The organism is Microbacterium sp. PI-1, from assembly GCF_004337555.1.
Classification (GTDB): domain Bacteria; phylum Actinomycetota; class Actinomycetes; order Actinomycetales; family Microbacteriaceae; genus Microbacterium; species Microbacterium aurugineum.
Genome location: NZ_SJYZ01000006.1, coordinates 27,703 through 47,734, shown reverse-complemented (window position 1 = coordinate 47,734; position 20,032 = coordinate 27,703). Strand labels below are relative to the sequence as shown.

At 68.4% G+C, this 20,032-nt stretch carries 16 protein-coding genes and 1 riboswitch; of the genes, 7 read left to right on the top strand and 9 right to left on the bottom strand.

The window, feature by feature from the left end; translation table 11 throughout:
- Positions 1 to 81: 81 nt before the first annotated feature.
- From gcvP to E0W80_RS07230, 8 genes are all read right to left on the bottom strand, one after another.
- On the bottom strand, positions 82 to 2,988 hold the full coding sequence (gcvP, locus tag E0W80_RS07265; protein ID WP_131491892.1) for an aminomethyl-transferring glycine dehydrogenase: 2,907 nt from the start codon (positions 2,986 to 2,988) through the stop codon (positions 82 to 84).
- 7 nt (positions 2,989 to 2,995) lie between these two features.
- Positions 2,996 to 3,373, bottom strand: a complete 378-nt coding sequence (gene gcvH, locus E0W80_RS07260) for a glycine cleavage system protein GcvH (RefSeq protein WP_046749583.1) — start codon at positions 3,371 to 3,373, stop codon at positions 2,996 to 2,998.
- Positions 3,370 to 4,491, bottom strand: a complete 1,122-nt coding sequence (gcvT, locus tag E0W80_RS07255) for a glycine cleavage system aminomethyltransferase GcvT (RefSeq protein WP_131491891.1) — start codon at positions 4,489 to 4,491, stop codon at positions 3,370 to 3,372. The genes gcvH and gcvT overlap by 4 nt, the downstream gene beginning before the upstream one ends.
- Positions 4,492 to 4,644: 153 nt before the next feature.
- Positions 4,645 to 4,739: riboswitch (glycine riboswitch) on the bottom strand.
- Positions 4,740 to 4,845: 106 nt separating this feature from the next.
- The gene (locus E0W80_RS07250) at positions 4,846 to 5,724 is read right to left on the bottom strand and encodes an ATP-binding cassette domain-containing protein (RefSeq protein ID WP_131491890.1); all 879 of its coding nucleotides are present in this window, start codon (positions 5,722 to 5,724) and stop codon (positions 4,846 to 4,848) included.
- Positions 5,721 to 6,572, bottom strand: a complete 852-nt coding sequence (locus E0W80_RS07245; protein ID WP_047523249.1) for an ABC transporter ATP-binding protein — start codon at positions 6,570 to 6,572, stop codon at positions 5,721 to 5,723. Before E0W80_RS07245 ends, E0W80_RS07250 begins: the two co-directional genes overlap by 4 nt.
- Positions 6,569 to 7,546 (bottom strand): ABC transporter permease, encoded by a 978-nt coding sequence (locus tag E0W80_RS07240; RefSeq protein ID WP_047523248.1) that lies wholly within the window; start codon positions 7,544 to 7,546, stop codon positions 6,569 to 6,571. Before E0W80_RS07240 ends, E0W80_RS07245 begins: the two co-directional genes overlap by 4 nt.
- Entirely contained in the window at positions 7,539 to 8,534 is a 996-nt protein-coding gene (locus tag E0W80_RS07235; protein WP_131491889.1) for an ABC transporter permease, read from the bottom strand. Before E0W80_RS07235 ends, E0W80_RS07240 begins: the two co-directional genes overlap by 8 nt.
- Before the next feature lie 41 nt (positions 8,535 to 8,575).
- A complete protein-coding gene (locus tag E0W80_RS07230; protein ID WP_131491888.1) occupies positions 8,576 to 10,267 on the bottom strand; it encodes an ABC transporter substrate-binding protein in 1,692 nt (563 codons plus the stop codon).
- Positions 10,268 to 10,536: 269 nt separating this feature from the next.
- Here E0W80_RS07230 and E0W80_RS07225 point away from each other — a divergent pair, with 269 nt between their 5' ends.
- Genes E0W80_RS07225 through E0W80_RS07195 form a run of 7 tightly spaced genes read left to right on the top strand, consistent with a single transcriptional unit; the run spans position 10,537 to position 17,877 of the window.
- Positions 10,537 to 11,253, top strand: coding sequence for an NUDIX domain-containing protein (locus E0W80_RS07225; protein ID WP_047523245.1), 717 nt, complete (start codon positions 10,537 to 10,539; stop codon positions 11,251 to 11,253).
- Positions 11,250 to 12,587, top strand: a complete 1,338-nt coding sequence (gene nadA, locus E0W80_RS07220; protein WP_131491887.1) for a quinolinate synthase NadA — start codon at positions 11,250 to 11,252, stop codon at positions 12,585 to 12,587. The genes E0W80_RS07225 and nadA overlap by 4 nt, the downstream gene beginning before the upstream one ends.
- Entirely contained in the window at positions 12,584 to 14,107 is a 1,524-nt protein-coding gene (gene nadB / locus E0W80_RS07215) for an L-aspartate oxidase (protein WP_131491886.1), read from the top strand. The genes nadA and nadB overlap by 4 nt, the downstream gene beginning before the upstream one ends.
- A complete protein-coding gene (gene nadC, locus E0W80_RS07210) occupies positions 14,107 to 14,958 on the top strand; it encodes a carboxylating nicotinate-nucleotide diphosphorylase (protein WP_131491885.1) in 852 nt (283 codons plus the stop codon). The genes nadB and nadC overlap by 1 nt, the downstream gene beginning before the upstream one ends.
- Before the next feature lie 5 nt (positions 14,959 to 14,963).
- A complete protein-coding gene (locus tag E0W80_RS07205; protein WP_131491884.1) occupies positions 14,964 to 16,100 on the top strand; it encodes a cysteine desulfurase family protein in 1,137 nt (378 codons plus the stop codon).
- 22 nt (positions 16,101 to 16,122) lie between these two features.
- Positions 16,123 to 17,070 (top strand): glycosyltransferase family A protein, encoded by a 948-nt coding sequence (locus E0W80_RS07200; protein ID WP_131491883.1) that lies wholly within the window; start codon positions 16,123 to 16,125, stop codon positions 17,068 to 17,070.
- 33 nt (positions 17,071 to 17,103) lie between these two features.
- A complete protein-coding gene (locus E0W80_RS07195) occupies positions 17,104 to 17,877 on the top strand; it encodes an SDR family oxidoreductase (protein ID WP_131491882.1) in 774 nt (257 codons plus the stop codon).
- A 16-nt stretch (positions 17,878 to 17,893) separates the two neighbouring features.
- On the opposite strand, the gene E0W80_RS07190 is transcribed toward E0W80_RS07195, so the two are convergent.
- A complete protein-coding gene (locus E0W80_RS07190) occupies positions 17,894 to 19,948 on the bottom strand; it encodes an ABC transporter ATP-binding protein (protein WP_131491987.1) in 2,055 nt (684 codons plus the stop codon).
- Positions 19,949 to 20,032 lie beyond the last annotated feature (84 nt).

Sequence of the window (20,032 nt, the reverse complement as noted above, 5' to 3'; positions counted from 1 at the left end):
TCGCCGAAACACTCGCAGACACGAAGACGGTGCCGCACCCCACGGAGGTGCGGCACCGTCTGCTCACATGAGCACGAGAGCTCAGGCGAACGCCTCCACCGGCGGGCACGCGCACACGAGATTGCGGTCACCGTAGGCCTGGTCGATCCGGCGCACGGGCGGCCAGTACTTGCCTGCGACGAGGGCAGGCACGGGATAGGCCGCCTCCTCTCGCGTGTAGGCGTGGTCCCACTCCCCCGCGATCAGCGAGACCGCGGTGTGGGGTGCACGCACGAGCGGGTTGTCGTCGGCGGGCCAGCGTCCTGCGGCCACGGCGTCCGCTTCCGCCTTGATCAGGATCATCGCCTCGATGAAGCGCTCGATCTCGTCCAGGTCCTCCGACTCGGTCGGCTCGACCATGAGTGTGCCGGCGACCGGGAACGACATGGTCGGCGCGTGGAAGCCGTAGTCGATGAGGCGCTTGGCGACGTCGTCGACCGTGATGCCGGTCGCCTCCTTGAGCGGACGCAGATCGAGGATGCACTCGTGCGCGACCCGGTCGTTCTCACCCGTGTACAGGACGGGGAAGTGAGCCGAGAGGCGCTCCGCGATGTAGTTGGCCGAGAGCACGGCTGCCGCGGTCGCCCGTCGCAGCCCGTCAGCACCCATCATGCGCACGTATGCCCAGGAGATCGGCAGGATGCCGGCGGAGCCGTAGGGAGCAGCCGAGATCACCCCGCCGTCGAACGTGAAGCCGCCGAAGTGCTCGGCGCGCTGCGCGAGAGGGTGCGAGGGAAGGAACGGCGCGAGGTGGGACTTCGCCGCCACCGGTCCGATGCCAGGTCCACCGCCGCCGTGCGGGATGGCGAACGTCTTGTGCAGGTTGAGGTGCGAGACGTCGCCGCCCAGATCACCGAAGCGCGCATAGCCGAGCAGCGCGTTGAGGTTCGCACCGTCGACGTACACCTGCCCACCCGCGTCGTGCACGGCGGCCGTGATCTCGACGACCTGCTCCTCGTAGACACCGTGTGTGGAGGGGTAGGTGATCATCAAGGCCGACAGGGAGTCGGCGTGCAGGGCGATCTTCGCGCGCAGATCGTCGAGGTCGACGTTGCCGAGCTCATCGGTCGCGACGACCACGACCTTCATACCCGCGAGCACGGCCGAGGCCGCATTCGTGCCGTGGGCGGACGACGGGATGAGGCACACCGTGCGGTGCTGGTCGCCGTTCGCGTGGTGGTATCCGCGGATCGCCAGCAGACCGGCGAGCTCACCCTGCGAACCGGCGTTCGGCTGCAGCGAGACGGCGTCGTATCCGGTGACCTCGGCGAGCCAGCCCTCGAGCTGCTCGATGAGCTCGAGGTAGCCCTGCACGTCGGAGGCCGGCGCGAACGGGTGGATACCGGCGAACTCGGGCCACGTGATCGCCGCCATCTCGGTCGCCGCATTGAGCTTCATCGTGCACGAGCCCAGCGGGATCATGCCTCGATCGAGCGCGTAGTCGCGGTCGGCCAGGCTCTTGAGGTACCGCATCATGGCGGTCTCCGAACGGTGCGAGTGGAACACGGGGTGCGTGAGGTACTCGTCCTGACGGAGCAGGTCGACCGGAAGCGCCCGCAGCTTCTCGGCGCCGAAATTCCCGAAAGCCCGCTCGTTCTTGCCACCGAAGACGCGTGTCACCTGGTGCAGCTCGCCGAGGGTCGTGGTCTCATCGACCGCGATCCCGACCGTGTCGGCGTCTGCGACATGGAGCAGGATGCCGTAGCCGTCGTGCGCCTGCGCGGCGTACTCGGCCGCACGTCCGGGGACCCGCACCTGCAGGGTGTCGAAGAACTGGGCATGCACGATGTCGACGCCCGCCTCAGTCAGCCAGTCGCGCAGCAATGCGGCCTTCGCGGCCGTCTGCGTCGCGATCTCGCGGAGCCCGTCCGGACCGTGATAGACCGCATACATCGACGCCATGACGGCCAACAACACCTGGGCCGTGCAGATGTTCGACGTCGCCTTCTCGCGACGGATGTGCTGCTCGCGCGTCTGCAACGAGAGGCGGTAGGCGGGCTTGCCGTCGGCATCCACGGACACTCCGACGAGTCGGCCGGGCAGCTGACGCTCCAGACCGGCGCGAACCGCCATGTAGCCCGCGTGCGGCCCGCCGAACCCCATCGGCACGCCGAAGCGCTGGGTCGTGCCGACCGCGACGTCGGCGCCGAGCGAGCCCGGCGATGCGATCAGGGTGAGGGCGAGCAGGTCGGCCGCGGCCACCGCGAGTCCGCCCGCGAGGTGCGCAGCATCGAACACGGCGGTCGGATCCCAGAGCCGACCCGATGCTCCCGGATACTGGACGAACACGCCGAACAACTCGGCGGGCAGCTCCTCCCCCGCAGCGAAGTCGACGAAGACGAGCTCGATTCCGAGGGCCTCGGCGCGCGTCGCGAGCATCGCCTTGGTCTGCGGAAGCGCGTCCGCGTCGACGGCGAACACCGTGGAGGTCGACTTCGAGGCGCGCCGCGCGAGCAGCATCCCCTCGACGACGGCCGTGGACTCGTCGAGCATCGAGGCGTTGGCCGTGGTGAGCCCGGTGAGTTCGGCGACCATCGTCTGGAAGTTGATGAGAGCTTCCAGACGCCCCTGGGAGATCTCCGGCTGATAGGGCGTGTACGCCGTGTACCAGGAGGGGTTCTCGAGCACGTTGCGCTGGATCACCTGCGGCGTGATGGTGCCGTAGTAGCCCAGGCCGATCATCGGACGGTTCACCGTGTTTCGCGAGGCGAGGTCCCGCAACTCGGCGAGTGCCTCGGTCTCGCTCGCGGCAGCAGGGATCCGCGACGTCGCGCTCCCGGCGTCGGACGACGGGCCGGTGTAGATCGACGCGGGGACGGCCTGACGCATCAGCGTCTCGACCGGACTCAGAGCGTCGCCTGCTCCGGAGATGTCCAGACCGAGAGCGCTGAGCATGGTGTGCTGCGCGGCATCCGTCGGTCCGATGTGACGATCGGCGAAAGTGACCACTGCGCGATCAGCCCTCCGTCAGTGCGACGTAGGCGTCGCGGTCGAGCAGTCCGTCCAGCGCGCCCGCGGCGACGGACACCTTGAGCAGCCAGCCGCCCTCGAACGGCGCCGCATTGACGAGCGAGGGATCGTCGACGGCCGCATCGTTGATCTCGACGACCGTTCCCGAGACCGGCGCGTACAGCTCGCCGACCGACTTGGTGGATTCGATCTCACCGACGACCGCTCCCGCGGTGACCTCGGTGCCGACCGCGGGAAGCTCGACGAACACGACGTCACCCAGCTTCTCTGCGGCGTAATCGGTGATGCCGATCGTCACGGTGTCGCCGTCAGCGGCGATCCACTCGTGTTCTTCGGTGTAGTGGAGTGCGGCGAGGTCGGTCATTTGGTCCTCCGGTAGAAAGGCAGGGCGGTCACGGTCGCGGGGATTCTGGTCCCCCGCACATCAAGGAATACTGCGGTTCCCGCGTCAGCGGAAGAAGGGTGCACATAGGCCATCGCGATCGGATGTCCGAGTGTCGGGCTGAGGGCCCCGCTGGTGATCTCACCGAGCGTGGTCCCGTCGCCGTCGACCACGGCGTATCCGGCTCGCCCGGCACGTTTGCCCTCGGCGACGAGGCCGACCAGCACCGGTGCATCGGATGTCTCGTCCTGCTCAGCGGCGAGGAGTGCCTCCTTGCCCACGAACCGCTCCTTCGCCATCACGACGACGCGACCGAGGCCGGCCTGCGCCGGACGGGTCTCGAGGCTCAGCTCGTGGCCGTAGAGCGGCATGCCCGCTTCGAGGCGCAGCGTGTCGCGCGCCGCGAGTCCGGCGGGAACGAGTCCGTGCGGAGCGCCCGCTGCGAGCAGGGCGTCCCAGAGGGCGACCGCGTCGTCGGCTGCGACGAGCAGCTCGAAGCCGTCCTCGCCGGTATAGCCGGTGCGCGCGAGGAGAACGGGCTTGCCGGCGTATCCGGCCGACGCCCAGGCGTAGTACTTCTGCTCATCCCAGGGGGTGCTGACATCGGTGAGGTCGGTGGTCGCCGCGAGGACGGCCTCCGCGTGCGGGCCCTGCACGGCGATGAGGGCGTAGTCGTCGGACACGTCCTGCACGACGACCCCGAAGCCCTCGGTGCGAGCGCTCAACGCAGCGGACACCGCGTCTCGATTGCCCGCGTTCGAGATGATGAGGTAGTCGTCATCGGCCAGGCGGTAGACGATCACGTCGTCGATGATCCCGCCGGACTCGGCGAGCAGCAGCGAGTACTTCGCCTTGCCGACCGCCAGCGCCGACAGACGACCGGCGAGCGCATGGTCGAGGAACGCCCCGGCTCCGTCGCCACGCACGGTGAACTCGGCCATGTGCGAGATGTCGAACATCCCCGCGCTCTGGCGCACCGCATGATGCTCGGCGAGGTCGGACGTGTAGCGGACCGGCATCTGCCAGCCGCCGAAGTCGGTGAACGAGGCGCCGAGCGCCTCGTGGCGTTCACGCAACGGGGTGTAGCGAGGTTCGGACATGGAGTTCTCCCGGGCTGTGTCGGGCGGAACGGCGGCAGGCCGTCCCTCGGAACTCCCCCTCTGTCATAGGCCTGAGAGTTTCACCCGTGCACAGAGGCGGGGCTTTCACCGTCGGCGGATCCGCACGGTCGCGGGATCGCTTTTCAGAGTGGCCGGACCCGCGCGGTACGCATACCTGAGAGATTGGCGGGGAGGCTTGCTCCTTCGGTGCCCGGCTGCGTTCGCCGGGGCTCTCCCGCGTGGGTCATACGGCCTGTCTTCAGTTGTGGGTCCAGTCTAGCCCGTCGGATCCTCGGTGCCGGATTCTCCGGAACGGCCTTCGAATCACGCGATTCGAAGGCGGAGTGCCGACCGTCAGTGCACGATGCCGAGTTCGCGGCGGACCTCGTCACGGAGACGTCCGAGGTTGTCCGGCTCGGGCGCCGCGCCCAGGAGGGTCTTGGTGTACTCGTGCTGCGGGTTCAGGATGACCTCGTCCGCCGGGCCCCGTTCGACGACATCGCCCTTGTAGAGCACCATGATCTCGTCGGAGAAGTGCCTCGCCGTCGCCAGGTCGTGCGTGATGTAGAGCACTCCCAGGTTCTCCTCGCGCTGCAGCTCTGCCAGCAGGTTCAGGACCCCGAGGCGGATCGACACGTCCAGCATCGAGACCGGCTCGTCCGCCACGATGAACCGTGCCCCGGGCGCGAGAGCCCGCGCGATCGCGACGCGCTGCCGCTGTCCACCGGACAGCTCATGCGGACGACGCTCGGCAAAACTCTCCCCCGGCGTCAACCGCACACGCTCGAGGAGCTCCACCGCGCGCTCCCGCACCTGCGTGCGCGACAGCTCCGGGTGGTGCAGGCGCAGCGGCCGCTCCAGGTGGTGCACGATCGTGTGGAACGGGTTCAGCGAGGCGAACGGGTCCTGGAAGACCATCTGCACATCCGAGCGATAGGCCTCCAGCGCCCGACCTCCGGTCCCCGACGGCTTCCCGTCGAGGAGGATCTCCCCGCTGGTGGGAGTCTCCAGCTTCATGAGCATCCGCGCGATCGTCGACTTCCCCGACCCGGACTCCCCCACCAGAGCGACCGTCTTGCCCGCTTCGATCGTGAAGGACACATCCTTCACCGCATGCAGGACGCTCGATCGGAACCCCGAACGCAGATGGAAGTCCTTCACCAGGTTCCGCGCCTCCAACGTCGCCGTCCCCCCGGCGCCGGTCGCGGCCTCTGTGGTGGTGTTCGCGTTCATCGCACGCCCTCCTGGCTGACGCCGGTGCGGACGAAGTCGCCCCGCTCGCCCTTGAGCGACGGGAAGCTCGACAGCAACCGCCGCGTGTATTCGTGCTGCGGGGTGCGGTAGATCTCTTCCGCCGTCCCCTCCTCGACGATCTGCCCCTGCAGCATGATCGCGATCCGGTCACTGATCTCGATCAGCATCGGGAGGTCATGCGTGATGAAGATCACCGCGAACCCCAGCTTCTCGCGAAGACGCATGATCTCCCGGATGATGCCGCGCTGCACGACCACGTCGAGCGCGGTGGTCGGCTCATCCATGATCATGACCTGGGGGTCGAGTGCCAGGGCCATCGCGATCATCATGCGCTGCCGCATACCGCCCGAGAGTTCGTGCGGGAAGCTCGTGAGCCGACTCGGATCGACGCCGACCAGTGTCAGCAGTTCCTCGGCGCGCTCCTGCTTGGCCTTCTTGCTCATGCCAGGGCGGTGCGTGTCGAAGATGTCGAAGATCTGCGCCTTGACGCTGATCACCGGGTTCAAGGAGTTCATCGCTCCTTGGAAGACCATGGAGATCTTGTCCCAGCGGAAGGCTCGGAGCCCTTCGCCATCGAGCCCGACGACGTCGATGTCCTGACCGTCTCGGTCATGGAACACGATCTCCCCGGCCGTCATCAGCGCGGGTGCCTTGAGAAGGCGGTTCATCCCGTACGCCAGCGTCGTCTTCCCGCAGCCCGACTCCCCGGCGAGGCCGAGGATCTCCCCGCGGTTCAGGGTGAGCGAGACATCACGCACCGCCTTCACCGGCGGGTCGACTTCGTACTCGATCGACACGTTCCGTGCCGTCAGCACCGGCTCGCTCATGCGGTGACTCCCTTGGTCTTGGCGGCCTTGCGCACACGACGCGCGGCCTCCGGCGCATTGCGCAGCTTCGGGTTGATGACCTCGTCGATCGCGAAGTTGATGAGCGACAGCCCGGCGCCGAGCAACGCGATCATGAGTCCGGGCGGCACGAACCACCACCACGCTCCGCGACCGAGCGCCTGCCCCGATTGGGCGTCGTTCAGGATCGATCCCCACGTGATCGAAGAATTGGGGCCCAGGCCGAGATAGGACAGACCCGCCTCACCGAGGATCGCGAAGATGATGGCGAAGAGGAACTGTGCCGCGAGCAGAGGGAGCAGGTTCGGCATGATCTCCACGAGGATCACGCGGAAAGAGCGCTCCCCCGCGACCTTCGAGGCGTAGACGTAGTCCCTCGTGCGCAGCGACCTCGTCTGCAGCCGCAGAACGTAGGCGGCGCCGGCCCATGACGTGATACCGAGCACGAACGCGACGAGCTGCCAGCTGCGCTGCGGCACGAAGGAGGCGATCACCATCACGAGCGGCAACCCGGGGATCACGATCATCACGTTGGTGAGGAGCGCGAGTCCGTCTTCCCGCCATCCGCCCAGATAGCCCGCCAGGACACCGAACAAGAGGGAGAGGATGATCGCGATGCCGCCGGCGGTGACGCCGATGAGCAGGGAGCCCTGAGCACCGATGGCGAGCTGGGCGAACATGTCGTTGCCGAGCTTGGTCGTACCGAGCCAGTGCTCCGCGGAGGGCGGCTGGAGCGCGGGGTTCGCGGTGCTGCGCGGATCCTGCGTGAAGAAGGGCGCGATGATCGCGAAGAGCACGATCGCGACCACGATGCTCGCGCCGACGATGAACTTGGGTGAGGTGCTGGGCAGGATACGGCGCCGCTTGCGTCCTTGCTGAGTGGCCAAGGAGATCGTGCTGGCCGGTGCCGTGATCGGCGGCTCCTGCGTCAGGAGCGGGTTCTTCGTGTCAGACATTCTGGCGAGCCCTCGGGTCGATGAAGCCATAGACGAGGTCCATGATGAAGTTGGCGGCGAGCACCGTCAGGGTGATGACGAGGAACAGTCCCTGCATCAGCGCGTAGTCGTTGTTGGTCACGGCCTGGAACATCAGCTTGCCGATGCCGGGGTAGGTGAACACCTGCTCCATGACGATGGAACCGGCGACCACGAAGCCGAGTGTGATCGAGAACCCCGCGATCGAGGGGATCGCCGCGTTGCGAGCCGCGTACGTCGTCATGATGCGTCGCGGACGAAGCCCCTTGGCCTCCGCCGTGAGCACGTAGTCCTCGGCGAGGGTCGACACCATCATGTTGCGCATGCCGAACATCCAGCCACCGACCGAACTGATCACGATCGTGATCGCCGGGAGGATCGCATGCGCCACAGCATCGGTGAAGAACGCCCACGTCGGTTCGGGGCCGTCCGGATAGTCGAACACGTCGTAGCCGCCGAAGATCGGGAACCAGCCGAGGCCGACCGCGAACACGGCGACCAGGATCAGGGCCATCCAGAAGTACGGGATCGACTGGAGGACGGTGGTCGCGGGGATCAGGTGGTCGACCCAGGTGCCGCGCTTCCATCCGGCCCAGGCGCCGAGCACGACGCCGAGGACGAAGGAGATGACGGTCGCGGTGCCGACCAGGACGAGCGTCCACGGAAGAGCGCCGGCGATGAGCTCCGTCACCGGAGTGGGGAACTTCGTGACCGAGACGCCGAGGTCGCCCTGGAACATGCGTCCCCAGTACGCCAGGTACTGCTCCCACAGGGAGGAGTCGTCGCCGCCGAGCAGGAGCTTGATGTTGCGGATGGCCGTCTCGGAGACGTCGCCGCCGGCCCGCTGCATCTTGGCGATCATGATGTCGGCCGGGTTCCCCGGCATGAGCCGGGGAAGAAGGAAGTTGATGGAGATCGCGGCCCAGAGCGTGAACGCGTAGAACCCGATTCTTCGTGCATAGAACTTCATGTCACTGTGTCCTGACTTCCTTCTTCCCCGACTCCTCTCGGTTACTTGACCGGCTGCAGCTGCGTCAGGACGTAGCCTGCCGCAATCGCACCCCAGGACGGCGGGAAGGCGTAGAGGTCCTCCTCGGTCGGCCACCCCGTGAAGTCCTTCGTGTTGTAGAAGGTCTGCGTCGCGTTGATGACGAGCGGGATGTAGGGCAGGTCACGCACGATCTCGGTCTGGATCGTGCCGTAGAGCTCCTTCTTCTCCGCCTCGTCGTTCGTGCTGATGGCCGACTGGATCGCCTCGTCGACGACGGGGTTGTTGTAGCGGCTGAAGTTCCAGCGTGTCGCCGGGATCTCCTCGCCGACCGGTCCCGTGGAGCCGACGGTGGTGCCGCCGAACCAGTCACGGTAGATCTGGAACGGGTCCGCCACGGAGGTGCCGATGACACCACCGACGATCAGCTGGAACTCGCCACCCTGCCGAGCGTCGGAGAACTCCTGCCACTGCACCGTCGACGCGGTGATCTTGATTCCGGCGGCCTCGGCCTGCTCGGCGATCAGCTTCGCGGCGTCGTTGTAGTCCGTCCACCCGTCGACCGAGGTGAGGGTCAGCTCGAGGGGCACGCCGTCCTTCTCGTAGATGCCGCTCGAACCCTTGGTATAGCCCGCCGCCTCGAGGATCTCCCCCGCCTCGGCGACGTTCGCCTCCTGCGGGCTCACCTCGTTGGCCGGGTCCGCGACCCACTTCTCGTCGCGCGGCAGCAGGGCGAACGTCGGCGAGATGTCACCGGTCAGACCGACGAACGCCTTGTCCTTGATGGTGGCGCGGTCGATCGCGACGTTGAGCGCCTGGCGCACGGCGACGTCGGTCTGCGGACCTGTGCAGCCGAGGTCGGCGTTCGAGCAGGTGTACAGGACGGTCGGGTCCTGCGGGGTGTTGATCCAGTCGATCTTCCCGTTGCCGGTCACGTCGTCCGGGTTCGGGATGAACATGCCCGTCCAGTCGAGCTTGCCGGCGGCCAGCAGATCCTGAGCGGTCTGGTTGTTGTCGACGGCGATGTACTGGACCTTCTTGACGCCGAGCTTGTCGGCATCGCGGAAGTTCTCGTTCGCGACGAGCGTGTACGACTCGCTCGTGGTCTTGTCGACGACGTAGGCCCCGGAGCCGACGGGCTCCTCGTTCGTGAAGTTCGCGAAGTCGGTGATGTCCGCCCAGATGTGCTCCGGGAGGATGTAGGTCGAGCCCAGACGCTGGAACTCGGTCGTGTACTGCGCCGAGGAGTAGGTCAGCACGACGGTGGTGTCGTCCGTGGCCTCGGCGGAGACCAGGCCGTTGCCCTCGGGGTTGTTGGCCTCGTAGTTGAAGGAGAACGCGACGTCCTCCGCGGTGAGCGGCTCGCCGTCGCTCCACTTGAGGTCGGGCTTGATGGTGATCGTGATCGCCGTGCCGTCCTCGTTGTACTCGAACGTGTCGCCGATGAGTCCGACGGGCTCGGAGTCAGCCGTCTTGTTGAAGAAGAACAGCGGCTCGTAGATCGGCCCGAGCGCGCCGTGGAGCACGGTCGGTGCGAACGGGTTGTAGTTCACGGCGATCGGCGTCTGGCTGCCGGCCCAGACACGAAGGGCGCGGTCGCTGTCGGCGTTGTCATCGCCGCTGCCGCCGGTGCCACAGGCGGTGAGGCCCAGGGCGAGGACGGATGCTCCGGCGATGGCGGTGAGCGCGAGCTTGCGCTTTCCGTTTCGGATCATTTCTCTTGTTTCCTCTCGGTGCTGCACTGCAGGAGGGATCGCTCCGGATGGAGCAGAACCCCGGGTCTGGGGTTCGCGGGCCCCGGGAGGCGACCGGCTGGCCACCACGAAGGGGTTTGTTAGGACAGTAACCTAACAAACCCGTATGCCGATAAACAAGGCTCCTTGCGCTCGCTGGATAACGTTTCGGACTCGGCGACGGATCGCGTCACACGTGCGCACTAAGGGTCCGCATGACACTAAGATCGTTCTCGGAGGTTAAGGTGTCTATGACTCAAAGCAGTGACATCCGGGTCGCCGTCTCGACGGTGATCCTGACGCTGCGGCGCACGGATGACGGGCGGGCGCGGCTCGCGCTGCCACTCGTGCTGCGCACCCGCGAGCCCTTCGCACAGCAGTGGGCGCTTCCCGGCGGCTGGCTGACCGTGGCCGAGTCCCCCGTCGATGCGGCGGCGCGCACACTCGCGGAGACCACCGGCCTCGCGCCCAGCTACCTGGAGCAGCTCTACGCCTTCGGTGCGGTCGACCGCTCCCCCACCCGTGTCGTCTCGATCGTGTACTGGGCGCTGCTCCGCCAGGACGACGTGACCGCCCAGATCGCGGCGCACCAGGCTTCCGGCCGCGCCCCCGAGAACGTGCGCTGGTTCGATGTGGATCAGCTGCCCCGACTGGCTTTCGATCACTCCGAGATCGTCGAATACGCGCTGTGGCGACTCCGCAACAAGGTCGGATACAGCCGGGTCGCCCAAGGCTTCCTCCCCGAGGAGTTCACGCTCGCCGAGCTCCGGGAGGCCTACGAGTCGATCCTCGGCCGGACCCTCGACCCGGCGAACTTCCGCCGCCAGGTCGAGGCCGCCGGAAACCTCCTCCCCACCGACCGCTTCCGCACCGGAAGCCATCGTCCTGCACGTCTGTACCGCGACAACACCGATGTCGAGCTGGCCGACCGCGGCCCGCTCGGTCCCGAAGAAACGAGCACCCGATGAGCATCACCTTCGTACCCGCTCCCGCCGTTCCACCGCTGGACCCCTCTGTGGACCATGCGATCCAGGCGATCGTCACCGGCGCGTCGACCGACGCCACCTGCGCCACGGACCTCGCCGCCGGCCCCTGGGACTTCGACGCGCGCCCCGGATACGGTCCCGGTTCCTCGATGGGCGACGTCATCCCGACCGGAGCCCCGCGGCAGGGCGAGCTGCCCGCCGAGTACCGGGAGGCATCCGAGGAAGAGCTCGACGGACGGATCCGCGCGGCCAAGGAGACGCTCGGCGACCGGGTCGTCATCCTCGGTCACTTCTATCAGCGCGAAGAGGTCGTCCAGCACGCAGACTACGTCGGCGACTCGTTCCAGCTCGCCACCGCCGCCAAAGGCCGGGCCGACGCCGAGGCGATCGTGTTCTGCGGGGTGCACTTCATGGCCGAGACCGCCGACCTGCTTTCCCAGCCCGACCAGGCCGTGATCCTCCCGAACCTCGCCGCCGGCTGCTCGATGGCCGACATGGCCGACATCGACCAGGTCGAGGAGTGTTGGGAACAGCTCGAGGAGGTCTTCGGCGACCTCGAGGCCACAGACACCGAAGGCCGGGTACCGGTGATCCCGGTGACCTACATGAACTCCTCCGCCGCGATCAAGGGCTTCGTCGGGCGTCACGGCGGGATCGTCTGCACATCGTCGAACGCCCAGACCGTGCTCGAGTGGGCCTTCGAGCGCGGCCGTCGCGTGCTGTTCTTCCCCGACCAGCATCTGGGGCGCAACACCGCCAAGGCGATGGGCGTACCGCTCGAGCAGATGCCGATGTGGAACCCGCGGCGAGCGCTCGGTGGTTCGTCCGCCGAGCATCTCCTCGACTCCCGGGTGATCCTGTGGCACGGCTTCTGCTCGGTGCACCGGCGCTTCACCGTCGGCCAGATCGAGCAGGCCCGCGCCGAACACCCCGGCGTGCGCGTGATCGTGCACCCCGAATGCCCGATGGAGGTCGTCGACGCCGCCGACGAGGCCGGCTCGACCGAGTACATCCGGCGGGCGATCGACTCGGCGACCGAGCCTTCCGTCTTCGCGATCGGCACCGAGATCAACCTCGTTCGGCGACTCGCGGCGCAGTATCCGCAGCACGAGATCTTCTGTCTCGACCCCGTCGTGTGCCCCTGTTCGACGATGTACCGCATCCACCCCGGCTACCTGGCCTGGGTACTGGAGGAGCTCGTGGCGGGCCGCACCCCGAACCGGATCACGGTGTCCGGCGACGTCGCCGATCCCGCGCGAGTGGCGCTGGAGCGGATGCTCGCCGCCAAGCCACCGGTGGCCGCAGGCGTGCGATGAACGTCGTCGTCGTCGGATCGGGCATCGCGGGCCTCACCGCTGCGCTCCACGCCGAGGAGGCCGGTCACTCGGTGACGGTGGTCACCAAGGGTGCGCTCGGAGACGGATGCACCGCGCTCGCGCAGGGCGGTGTGGCCGGGATCTACGGGCCCGGAGACTCGGCAGAGCAGCACGCGGACGACACGATGGACGCGGGTGCAGGACTCGCCGACCCGGCTGCGGTGCGGGCGCTCGTCGCCGACGCGGCAGAGCGGATCGCAGAGCTGATCAGCCGAGGTGTCGCCTTCGACAGGACGGCAGACGGCGAGCTGCAGCTCGGGCGGGAGGCCGCGCACGGCCACGCCCGCATCGTGCACGCGGGCGGAGACGCCACCGGAGCCGCGATCTCCGCAGCGCTCGTCGCCGCTGCCCGCCGGGCGTCCATGAGCATCGTGGAGCACGCGCTCCTGACCGAGGTGATCGTCGCGGATCACGCCGCGTGCGGCGTCGTCCTCCTCATCGGCGGGGAAACCGTCGAGCTCCTCGCCGATGCCGTGATCCTCGCCACCGGCGGCGCCGGGCATCTCTACGCGCACACGACGAACCCCCGCGGCGCGACGGGCGACGGCATCGCCGCGGCCCTGCGCGCGGGAGCCGCCGTCGCCGATCTGGAGTTCGTCCAGTTCCATCCGACGATCCTGGCGTCGGGACCGGCATTCCTCATCTCGGAGGCTGTGCGCGGGGAGGGGGCGACACTGGTCGACGACCGCGGCCGTCGTTTCACCTTCGACAGTCACCCGGACGGAGAACTCGCTCCGCGGGATGTCGTGTCGCGCGCCATCGCGAGGCACGCAGCGATCCAGGCGACACCTGTGCGTCTCGACGCCACCATGCTGGACGCCGAGAAGCTGGCGGCGCGGTTCCCGACCATCGATCGCGTGACGAGGGAACGCGGATACGACTGGTCACGCGAGCCCATCCCCGTCACTCCGGCCGCCCACTATCTGATGGGCGGCATCGTCACCGACCTCGATGGCCGCACCACGATCCCCGGGCTCTATGCGGTCGGCGAGGTCGCACGCACCGGCGTCCACGGCGCGAATCGACTCGCCTCCAACTCCCTGTTGGAAGGGGCCGTGTTCGGGGCCCGAGCCGCGGCCGCGCTCGGGACTCCCTGGCGCCCGATCTCCCCGGAACCGTCTCCCGCGGCCGTCCACGAGCCCGCGCCCCTTTCGTCTGCGCCACCCGCCTTCACCCGCACCGCCTTGCAGCGGCTGATGTGGGAGGACGTCGGGCTCCTGCGCTCCGGCGCGCAACTCGCCCGAGCCTGGGCCACCGTGCGTGCATGGGCCGCCGCCGTCCCCGCTCCGGCCACGGCCACGGAGCACGAAGACGCGAATCTGCTGCTGCTCGCCGAGGCCACTGCTGCCGCCGCCCTCGCCCGCACCGACTCGGTGGGGGCACACCATCGCGTCGACGCCCCCACCCCTGAAGCGCTCCCGTCGTCCCGCGACCGCTCATCGATCCTGGAGACCGTCTGATGCTCACCCGCGCCACCCTCACCCGCGTCGTCGGAGCAGCCCTCGAAGAAGACGCCCCCTGGGGAGACCTCACCAGCACCACCCTGCTCCCGGCGGAGGCGACGGCCACGGCTGACCTCGTGGCCCGCGAACCCGGCGTGTTCAGCGGTGGCGCGGTCTTCGCGGCCGCCTTCGGCCTCACCGATGACGAGCTCGTCGTCGACGTGCACGTCGGCGACGGCGACGAGTTCGCCGCGGGCGATGTCCTCGCTTCGGTGTCGGGCTCGGCACGCAGCATCCTGACGGCCGAACGGGTGGCGCTGAACTTCGCGCAGCGGATGAGCGGCATCGCGAGCCTCACCGCGGCGTACGTCAGCGCGATCGAGGGCACGGCTGCGCGCATCGCCGACACACGCAAGACCACGCCAGGGCTGCGCGCCTTCGAGCGGCATGCGGTCGAATCGGGCGGCGGCCGCAACCACCGCTACTCCCTGTCGGACGCGGTGATGGCGAAGGACAACCACCTGGCCGTGCTCACCCGATCGGGTCTCGACCTCGCGACCGCTCTGCGTCAGGCACTGTCGCGGCTTCCGCACACCACGCACGTCGTCGTCGAAGTCGACCGTCTCGACCAGATCCCGGCGGTCCTCGACGGCGGTGCCCACACGGTGCTGCTCGACAACTTCTCCCTCGACGATCTGCGTGCGGGCGTCGCTCTGATCGACGGGCGAGCGACGGTCGAAGCCTCCGGTGGGGTGAACCTCGACAGCGTCGGCGACATCGCCCGCACCGGGGTGGACGTGATCTCAGTCGGGGCTCTGACCCACTCGGCCCGCGCCCTCGACCTCGGCCTGGATCTGCGGATCGACTGAACATCGTGCTCTACCTCGACCATGCAGCGACCTCTCCGGTGCGTCCGGAGGTGCTCGACGCGATGCGTCCGTACCTCACCGGAGTGTTCGGCAATCCCTCGAGCCATCACACGGCAGGCGAAGCGGCAGCGAGGGCACTCGACGATGCCCGTGCCCGGGTCGCGCGGGTGCTGGGAATGCGCACCGGCGATGTGGTCTTCACCGCGGGCGGGACGGAAGCGAACAACCTCGCAGTGAAGGGCATCACGCTCGCGACCCTCGAGACCGGGAAGCGGCATCTCGTCATCTCCCCGATCGAACACGAGTCGATCCTGGAATCCGCCGCGTACCTGCGACGCTTCCACGGGGTCGAGGCGACGATGCTTCCCGTCGACGACGCCGGTCGGATCGCACCGGCTGCGCTCGCGTCGGCGATCAGAGACGACACGGCACTGATCTCCATCGGCCATGCGAACAACGAGGTGGGCACGGTCCAGGACGCGACGGCGCTGGCGTCCGTGGCCCGGACTTCTCGCGTGCCCCTCCACCTGGATGCGGTGCAATCGGCGGGGTGGCTTCCGCTTGACGGGCTCGGCGCCGACGCCGTCTCCATCGCCGGTCACAAGCTCGGCGCTCCCAAAGGCATCGGCGCTCTGGCCGTGCGAGGTCGCATACCCCTGGAACCGGTGCTGCACGGGGGCGGTCAGGAACGCGGGCGTCGGTCGGGCACGGAGAACGTCGCCGGAGCCGTCGCACTGGCGACCGCCCTGGAACTCGCGGAGAGCGAGCGGGAGGTCCTGGCACCCCGTGTCGCGGCGACGACGGCACAGTTCATCTCCCTCGTGCTCTCCGGCATCCCCGAAGCCGCGCTCACCGGCGACCCCGCTAACCGCCTGCCCGGCACAGCGAGCTTCACCTTCGCCGGGACCAGCGGCGAATCGGTGCTGCTCGAGCTCGAACGCCGGGGGATCATCTCCTCGAGCGGCTCGGCCTGCGCGGCGGGCAGCGACGACCCCTCGCACGTCCTCCTCGCGTGCGGCGTGCCCCCCGAGGTGGCGCAGACCTCGGTCCGATTCACCTTCGGCAGGGAGGCACTGCCCGATGACGCACCGGAACGACTCGCGGAACTCGTCATCGACTCCGTGCACGCGGCCCGAGGCTGATGCCCGGCCATAGACTCAGCTGGTGACTGCCTCCGACCCGATCGTGACGCTGGTCGTCCCCGGACGCGATATCGCCGCCTTCGCCCCTGCAGCCCTCGACTCCCTGCGTGCGCAGACCGAGCGCCGGTGGCGGGCGATCCTCATCGACGACGGTTCCACCGACGACACGGGAGCGATCTTCGATGCGGCTGCGGCCGCGGACCGACGCTTCACGGCGATCCACCACCCGGCCTCCCGCGGCCTCGGAGCCGCGCGCAACCTCGGACTCGACCGCGTCGACACCCGATACCTCGGATTCCTCGACGGCGACGATGAGCTCCTCCCCGATGCGCTCGCACGGATGACCCGCACGCTCGACCACACCGGAAGCGACTTCGTGGCCGGTGCGTACGTGCGTTCCCGCCCGGAGGGGTCCGGCTACGCCGCAGGGCGGGTGCAGCCGTGGGTGGCGGCCGCGACCTCACCGGAGCGACTCGGCACGACCCTCGCCGCGCACCCGCAGGCGGTGTCGAACATCGTCGCGTGGTCGAAGGTGAGCCGCACCGCTTTCTGGCGGGACCTCCGATTTCCCGAGGGTGTCGCGTACGAAGATCAGGTGGTCGCGCAGCTGATGTACACCCGGGCGCGCGCCTTCGACGTGATCCCCGATGTCGTCGTGCGATGGCGTCTCCGCGCCGACGGCACGTCGATCACGCAGAGCAAGTCGCAGCTGTCCGTCCTGCGCGACTACCTCGCGGCGTTGCGTGGCGGCATCCGCGTCCTGCACGACGCGGGCGCCCGCGCATCCGTCACCGCCCGCCTCGACCTGATCCTCGCGATGGACATCGCACCCCTGCTCGAGATCGCGAGCACCCACCCCGACCCGGCCTACGCGGCCGAGGTCGATGCGTTCGTCGCGGAACTCCGGGCACTCCCCGAGTTCGCCGACGCCGCGCCCGACCCCGCCATCGCCGCCGCGCTCGCGTGGTGACGCACGCCCTCCGACCGAACAGGTACCCACGACATGCACGACTACCTCTCCTCTCTCTTCTCCCTCGACGGCCGCACGGCGGTCGTGACGGGCGGCAGCTCCGGGATCGGCCGGGGCATAGCCACCGCGCTCGCCCGCGCCGGCGCCGCGACCGTCATCGTCGCCCGCGGTGAGGCGCGCATCGACGAGACCGTCGAAGAGCTCCGCGCGCACGGATGCCGCGCCGCGGGGGTCGTCGGTGATCTCCGCACCCGTGCGGGCATCCACGCGGTCGCGGAGGCGGCCACCGAGCCGTTCGGCGAACCGGACATCCTCGTCAACTCCGCCGGGATCAACATCCGCCCTCCGTTCCCGGAGATCACCGAGGATGACTGGGATGCAACGATGACGGTCAACGCACTCGCGCCCTTCCTCCTCGGACAGCGATACGCACCCGGCATGGCGGAACGCGACTACGGCCGACTCATCCACATCAGTTCCCAGCAGGCCCACCGCGCCTTCGTCGACAGCGGGATCTACGGTGCGTCCAAGGGAGCTGTGGAGTCGCTCATGCGTTCTGAGGCGGAGGCATGGGGCGGCACCGGCGTGACCAGCAACACCCTGGTGCCCGGGTTCGTGCTCACCCCACTGAACGCCCGTCTGCAGGAGGATCCCACGAAGATCGCCGAGCTCGCGGCACGCACGATGATCGGCCGCAACGGTCTTCCGAGCGACTTCGCCGGTGCTGCCGTCTTCCTCGCAGGCCCAGGCTCGGCCTACGTGACCGGACACTCGCTGTTCGTCGACGGAGGCCTCTCGGTGCACTGAGGCCGAACACAGCGTCTCAGGACTCCGGCGGATAGATCGGCTCATCGGGCCGAGGCTCCGCGAGCAACGGCACCGCCGCCGTGATCGTCGCGACCGCGTCGGCACCCGCAGAGTCGGCGGGCGCCCTGTCCGCACGACGATCGGCGAGCGGGGCGGGGGCTCCTCCGGTCACGGCCTGTTCGACTGCGGCCTCGGTATCGAGCACGCGGGACGCCGCGACCTGTTCCGCTGCGAGCTCGGCATAGAGACCGCCGAGCGCGAGCAGCTCGGTGTGCGTGCCGGACTCGACGATGCGCCCGGCTTCGAGGACGTGGATCACATCCGCCCCCATCACGGTCGACAGTCGATGCGCGATCGACAGCGTGGTCCGTCCCTTCGCCGCCTCGTCCAGCGCCTCCTGCACGACACGTTCCGAGACGGTGTCGAGAGCGGAGGTCGCCTCGTCGAGGAGCAGGACCGGCGGATCCTTGAGCAGCACGCGGGCGATCGCGATGCGTTGCTTCTCGCCACCGGAGAGCCGGTACCCGCGCTCGCCCACGACGGTGTCGTAGCCCTGCTCGAACCCGGCGATGATGTGGTGGATGTTGGCCGCCGTGCAGGCCGCGATCAGTTCGTCCTCGGTCGCATCCGGCTTGGCATAGCGAAGGTTCTCGCGGATGGTGGCGTGGAAGAGATACGTCTCCTGCGACACGATGCCCACGTGGTCGATGATCGACTCCTGGGAGAGTTCCCGGACATCGGCACCGGCGAACAGCACGGCGCCCCCCTTGGCTTCATACAGACGCGGAGCCAGGTAGAGGATCGTGGTCTTGCCTGCGCCGGACGGTCCGACGAAGGCGACGTGCTGTCCCGGTTCCGCGACGAACGAGACCCCGTCCAAGGTCGCACGGGCCTCGGCGGACGCGTCCGGGTAGCGGAAGACGACGTCGACGAATTCGAGCCTTCCGCGCGGACCGGGAGCCTGGTCGACCGTGATCGCGTCGGGGGCATCCTGGATCTCGGGCACCAGGTCGAGGTACTCGAAGATGCGCGCGAACAATGCCGAAGAGGTCTGCACGTCGAGGGAGACGCGCATCAGTCCCATCAACGGCATGAGCAGTCGCGCCTGCACCGTCGTGAACGCGACCACGGTTCCTGCGGTGATGGCCCCGGTTCCGCCCGCGATCAGATACCCCGAGACGAGGTAGATGACGGCGGGCACACTGGCCATGAGCACCTGCACGACCGCGAAGAAGCCCTGACCGCTCATCGCCCTCCGCACCTGCAGGACGACCTGATTGCGGTTCTCCGCCTGATAGCGCTCGGACTCCGTGCGCTGGCGGTTGAACGCCTTCGACAGCAGCATCCCCGACACGCTCAGCGTCTCCTGCGTGATCGAGGTCAGTTCGGAGAGGGATTCCTGCGTCTCGCCGGCGATCCGCGCGCGCACCTGGCCCACACGGCGCTGGACGAAGATGAGGAACGGCATCATGACGACGGCGATGAGCGTCAGACGCCAATCGATCAGGATCATGGCGACGAGCGAGGCGATGACGGTGACGACGTTGCCCAGGATGCTGGTGACCGTGTTGGTCAGCACGCCCGAGACCCCGCCGACGTCGTTCTGCAGCCGGGACTGGATGACCCCCGTCTTGGTGCGGGTGAAGAAGCCGAGTTCCATCGCTTGCAGGTGCTCGAAGAGTTTGACCCGCAGATCGCCCGTCACGTTGTTGCCGACCGTGGACGTCAGCCAGGTCTGGGCGACACCGAGCACCGCGGAGAGCAGGAACAGGCCGACCATCGCGGCGACGAGCCAGGCCAGCAGCTCGAGGTGCGGGCCTCCCCCGGCGACGGGGAACAGCGCGTCGTCGAAGATGCGCTGCACGATCAGGGGCGGGACGACGGCGATCGCGGCGCCGACGATGACGAGGATCCCCGTGAAGAAGATGCGCCAGCGATAGGCGCTGAAGAGCGAGACCACCCGCGAACCCAGCCCGGCGATCCGTGGCGCCTCGGCGTTCAGCTTCCGCTGCGCGTCTTCGTCGACTCCGCGGAACCCACCGCGGTGTCCCCCGCCCATGCCGCCGCCCATGCTCATGGCGCCAGCGTACCCACGCGCGGGGACATCACGGCCCGCGCACCCGTCCTCCACGGATATCTGTGAGTTCGGAATGAA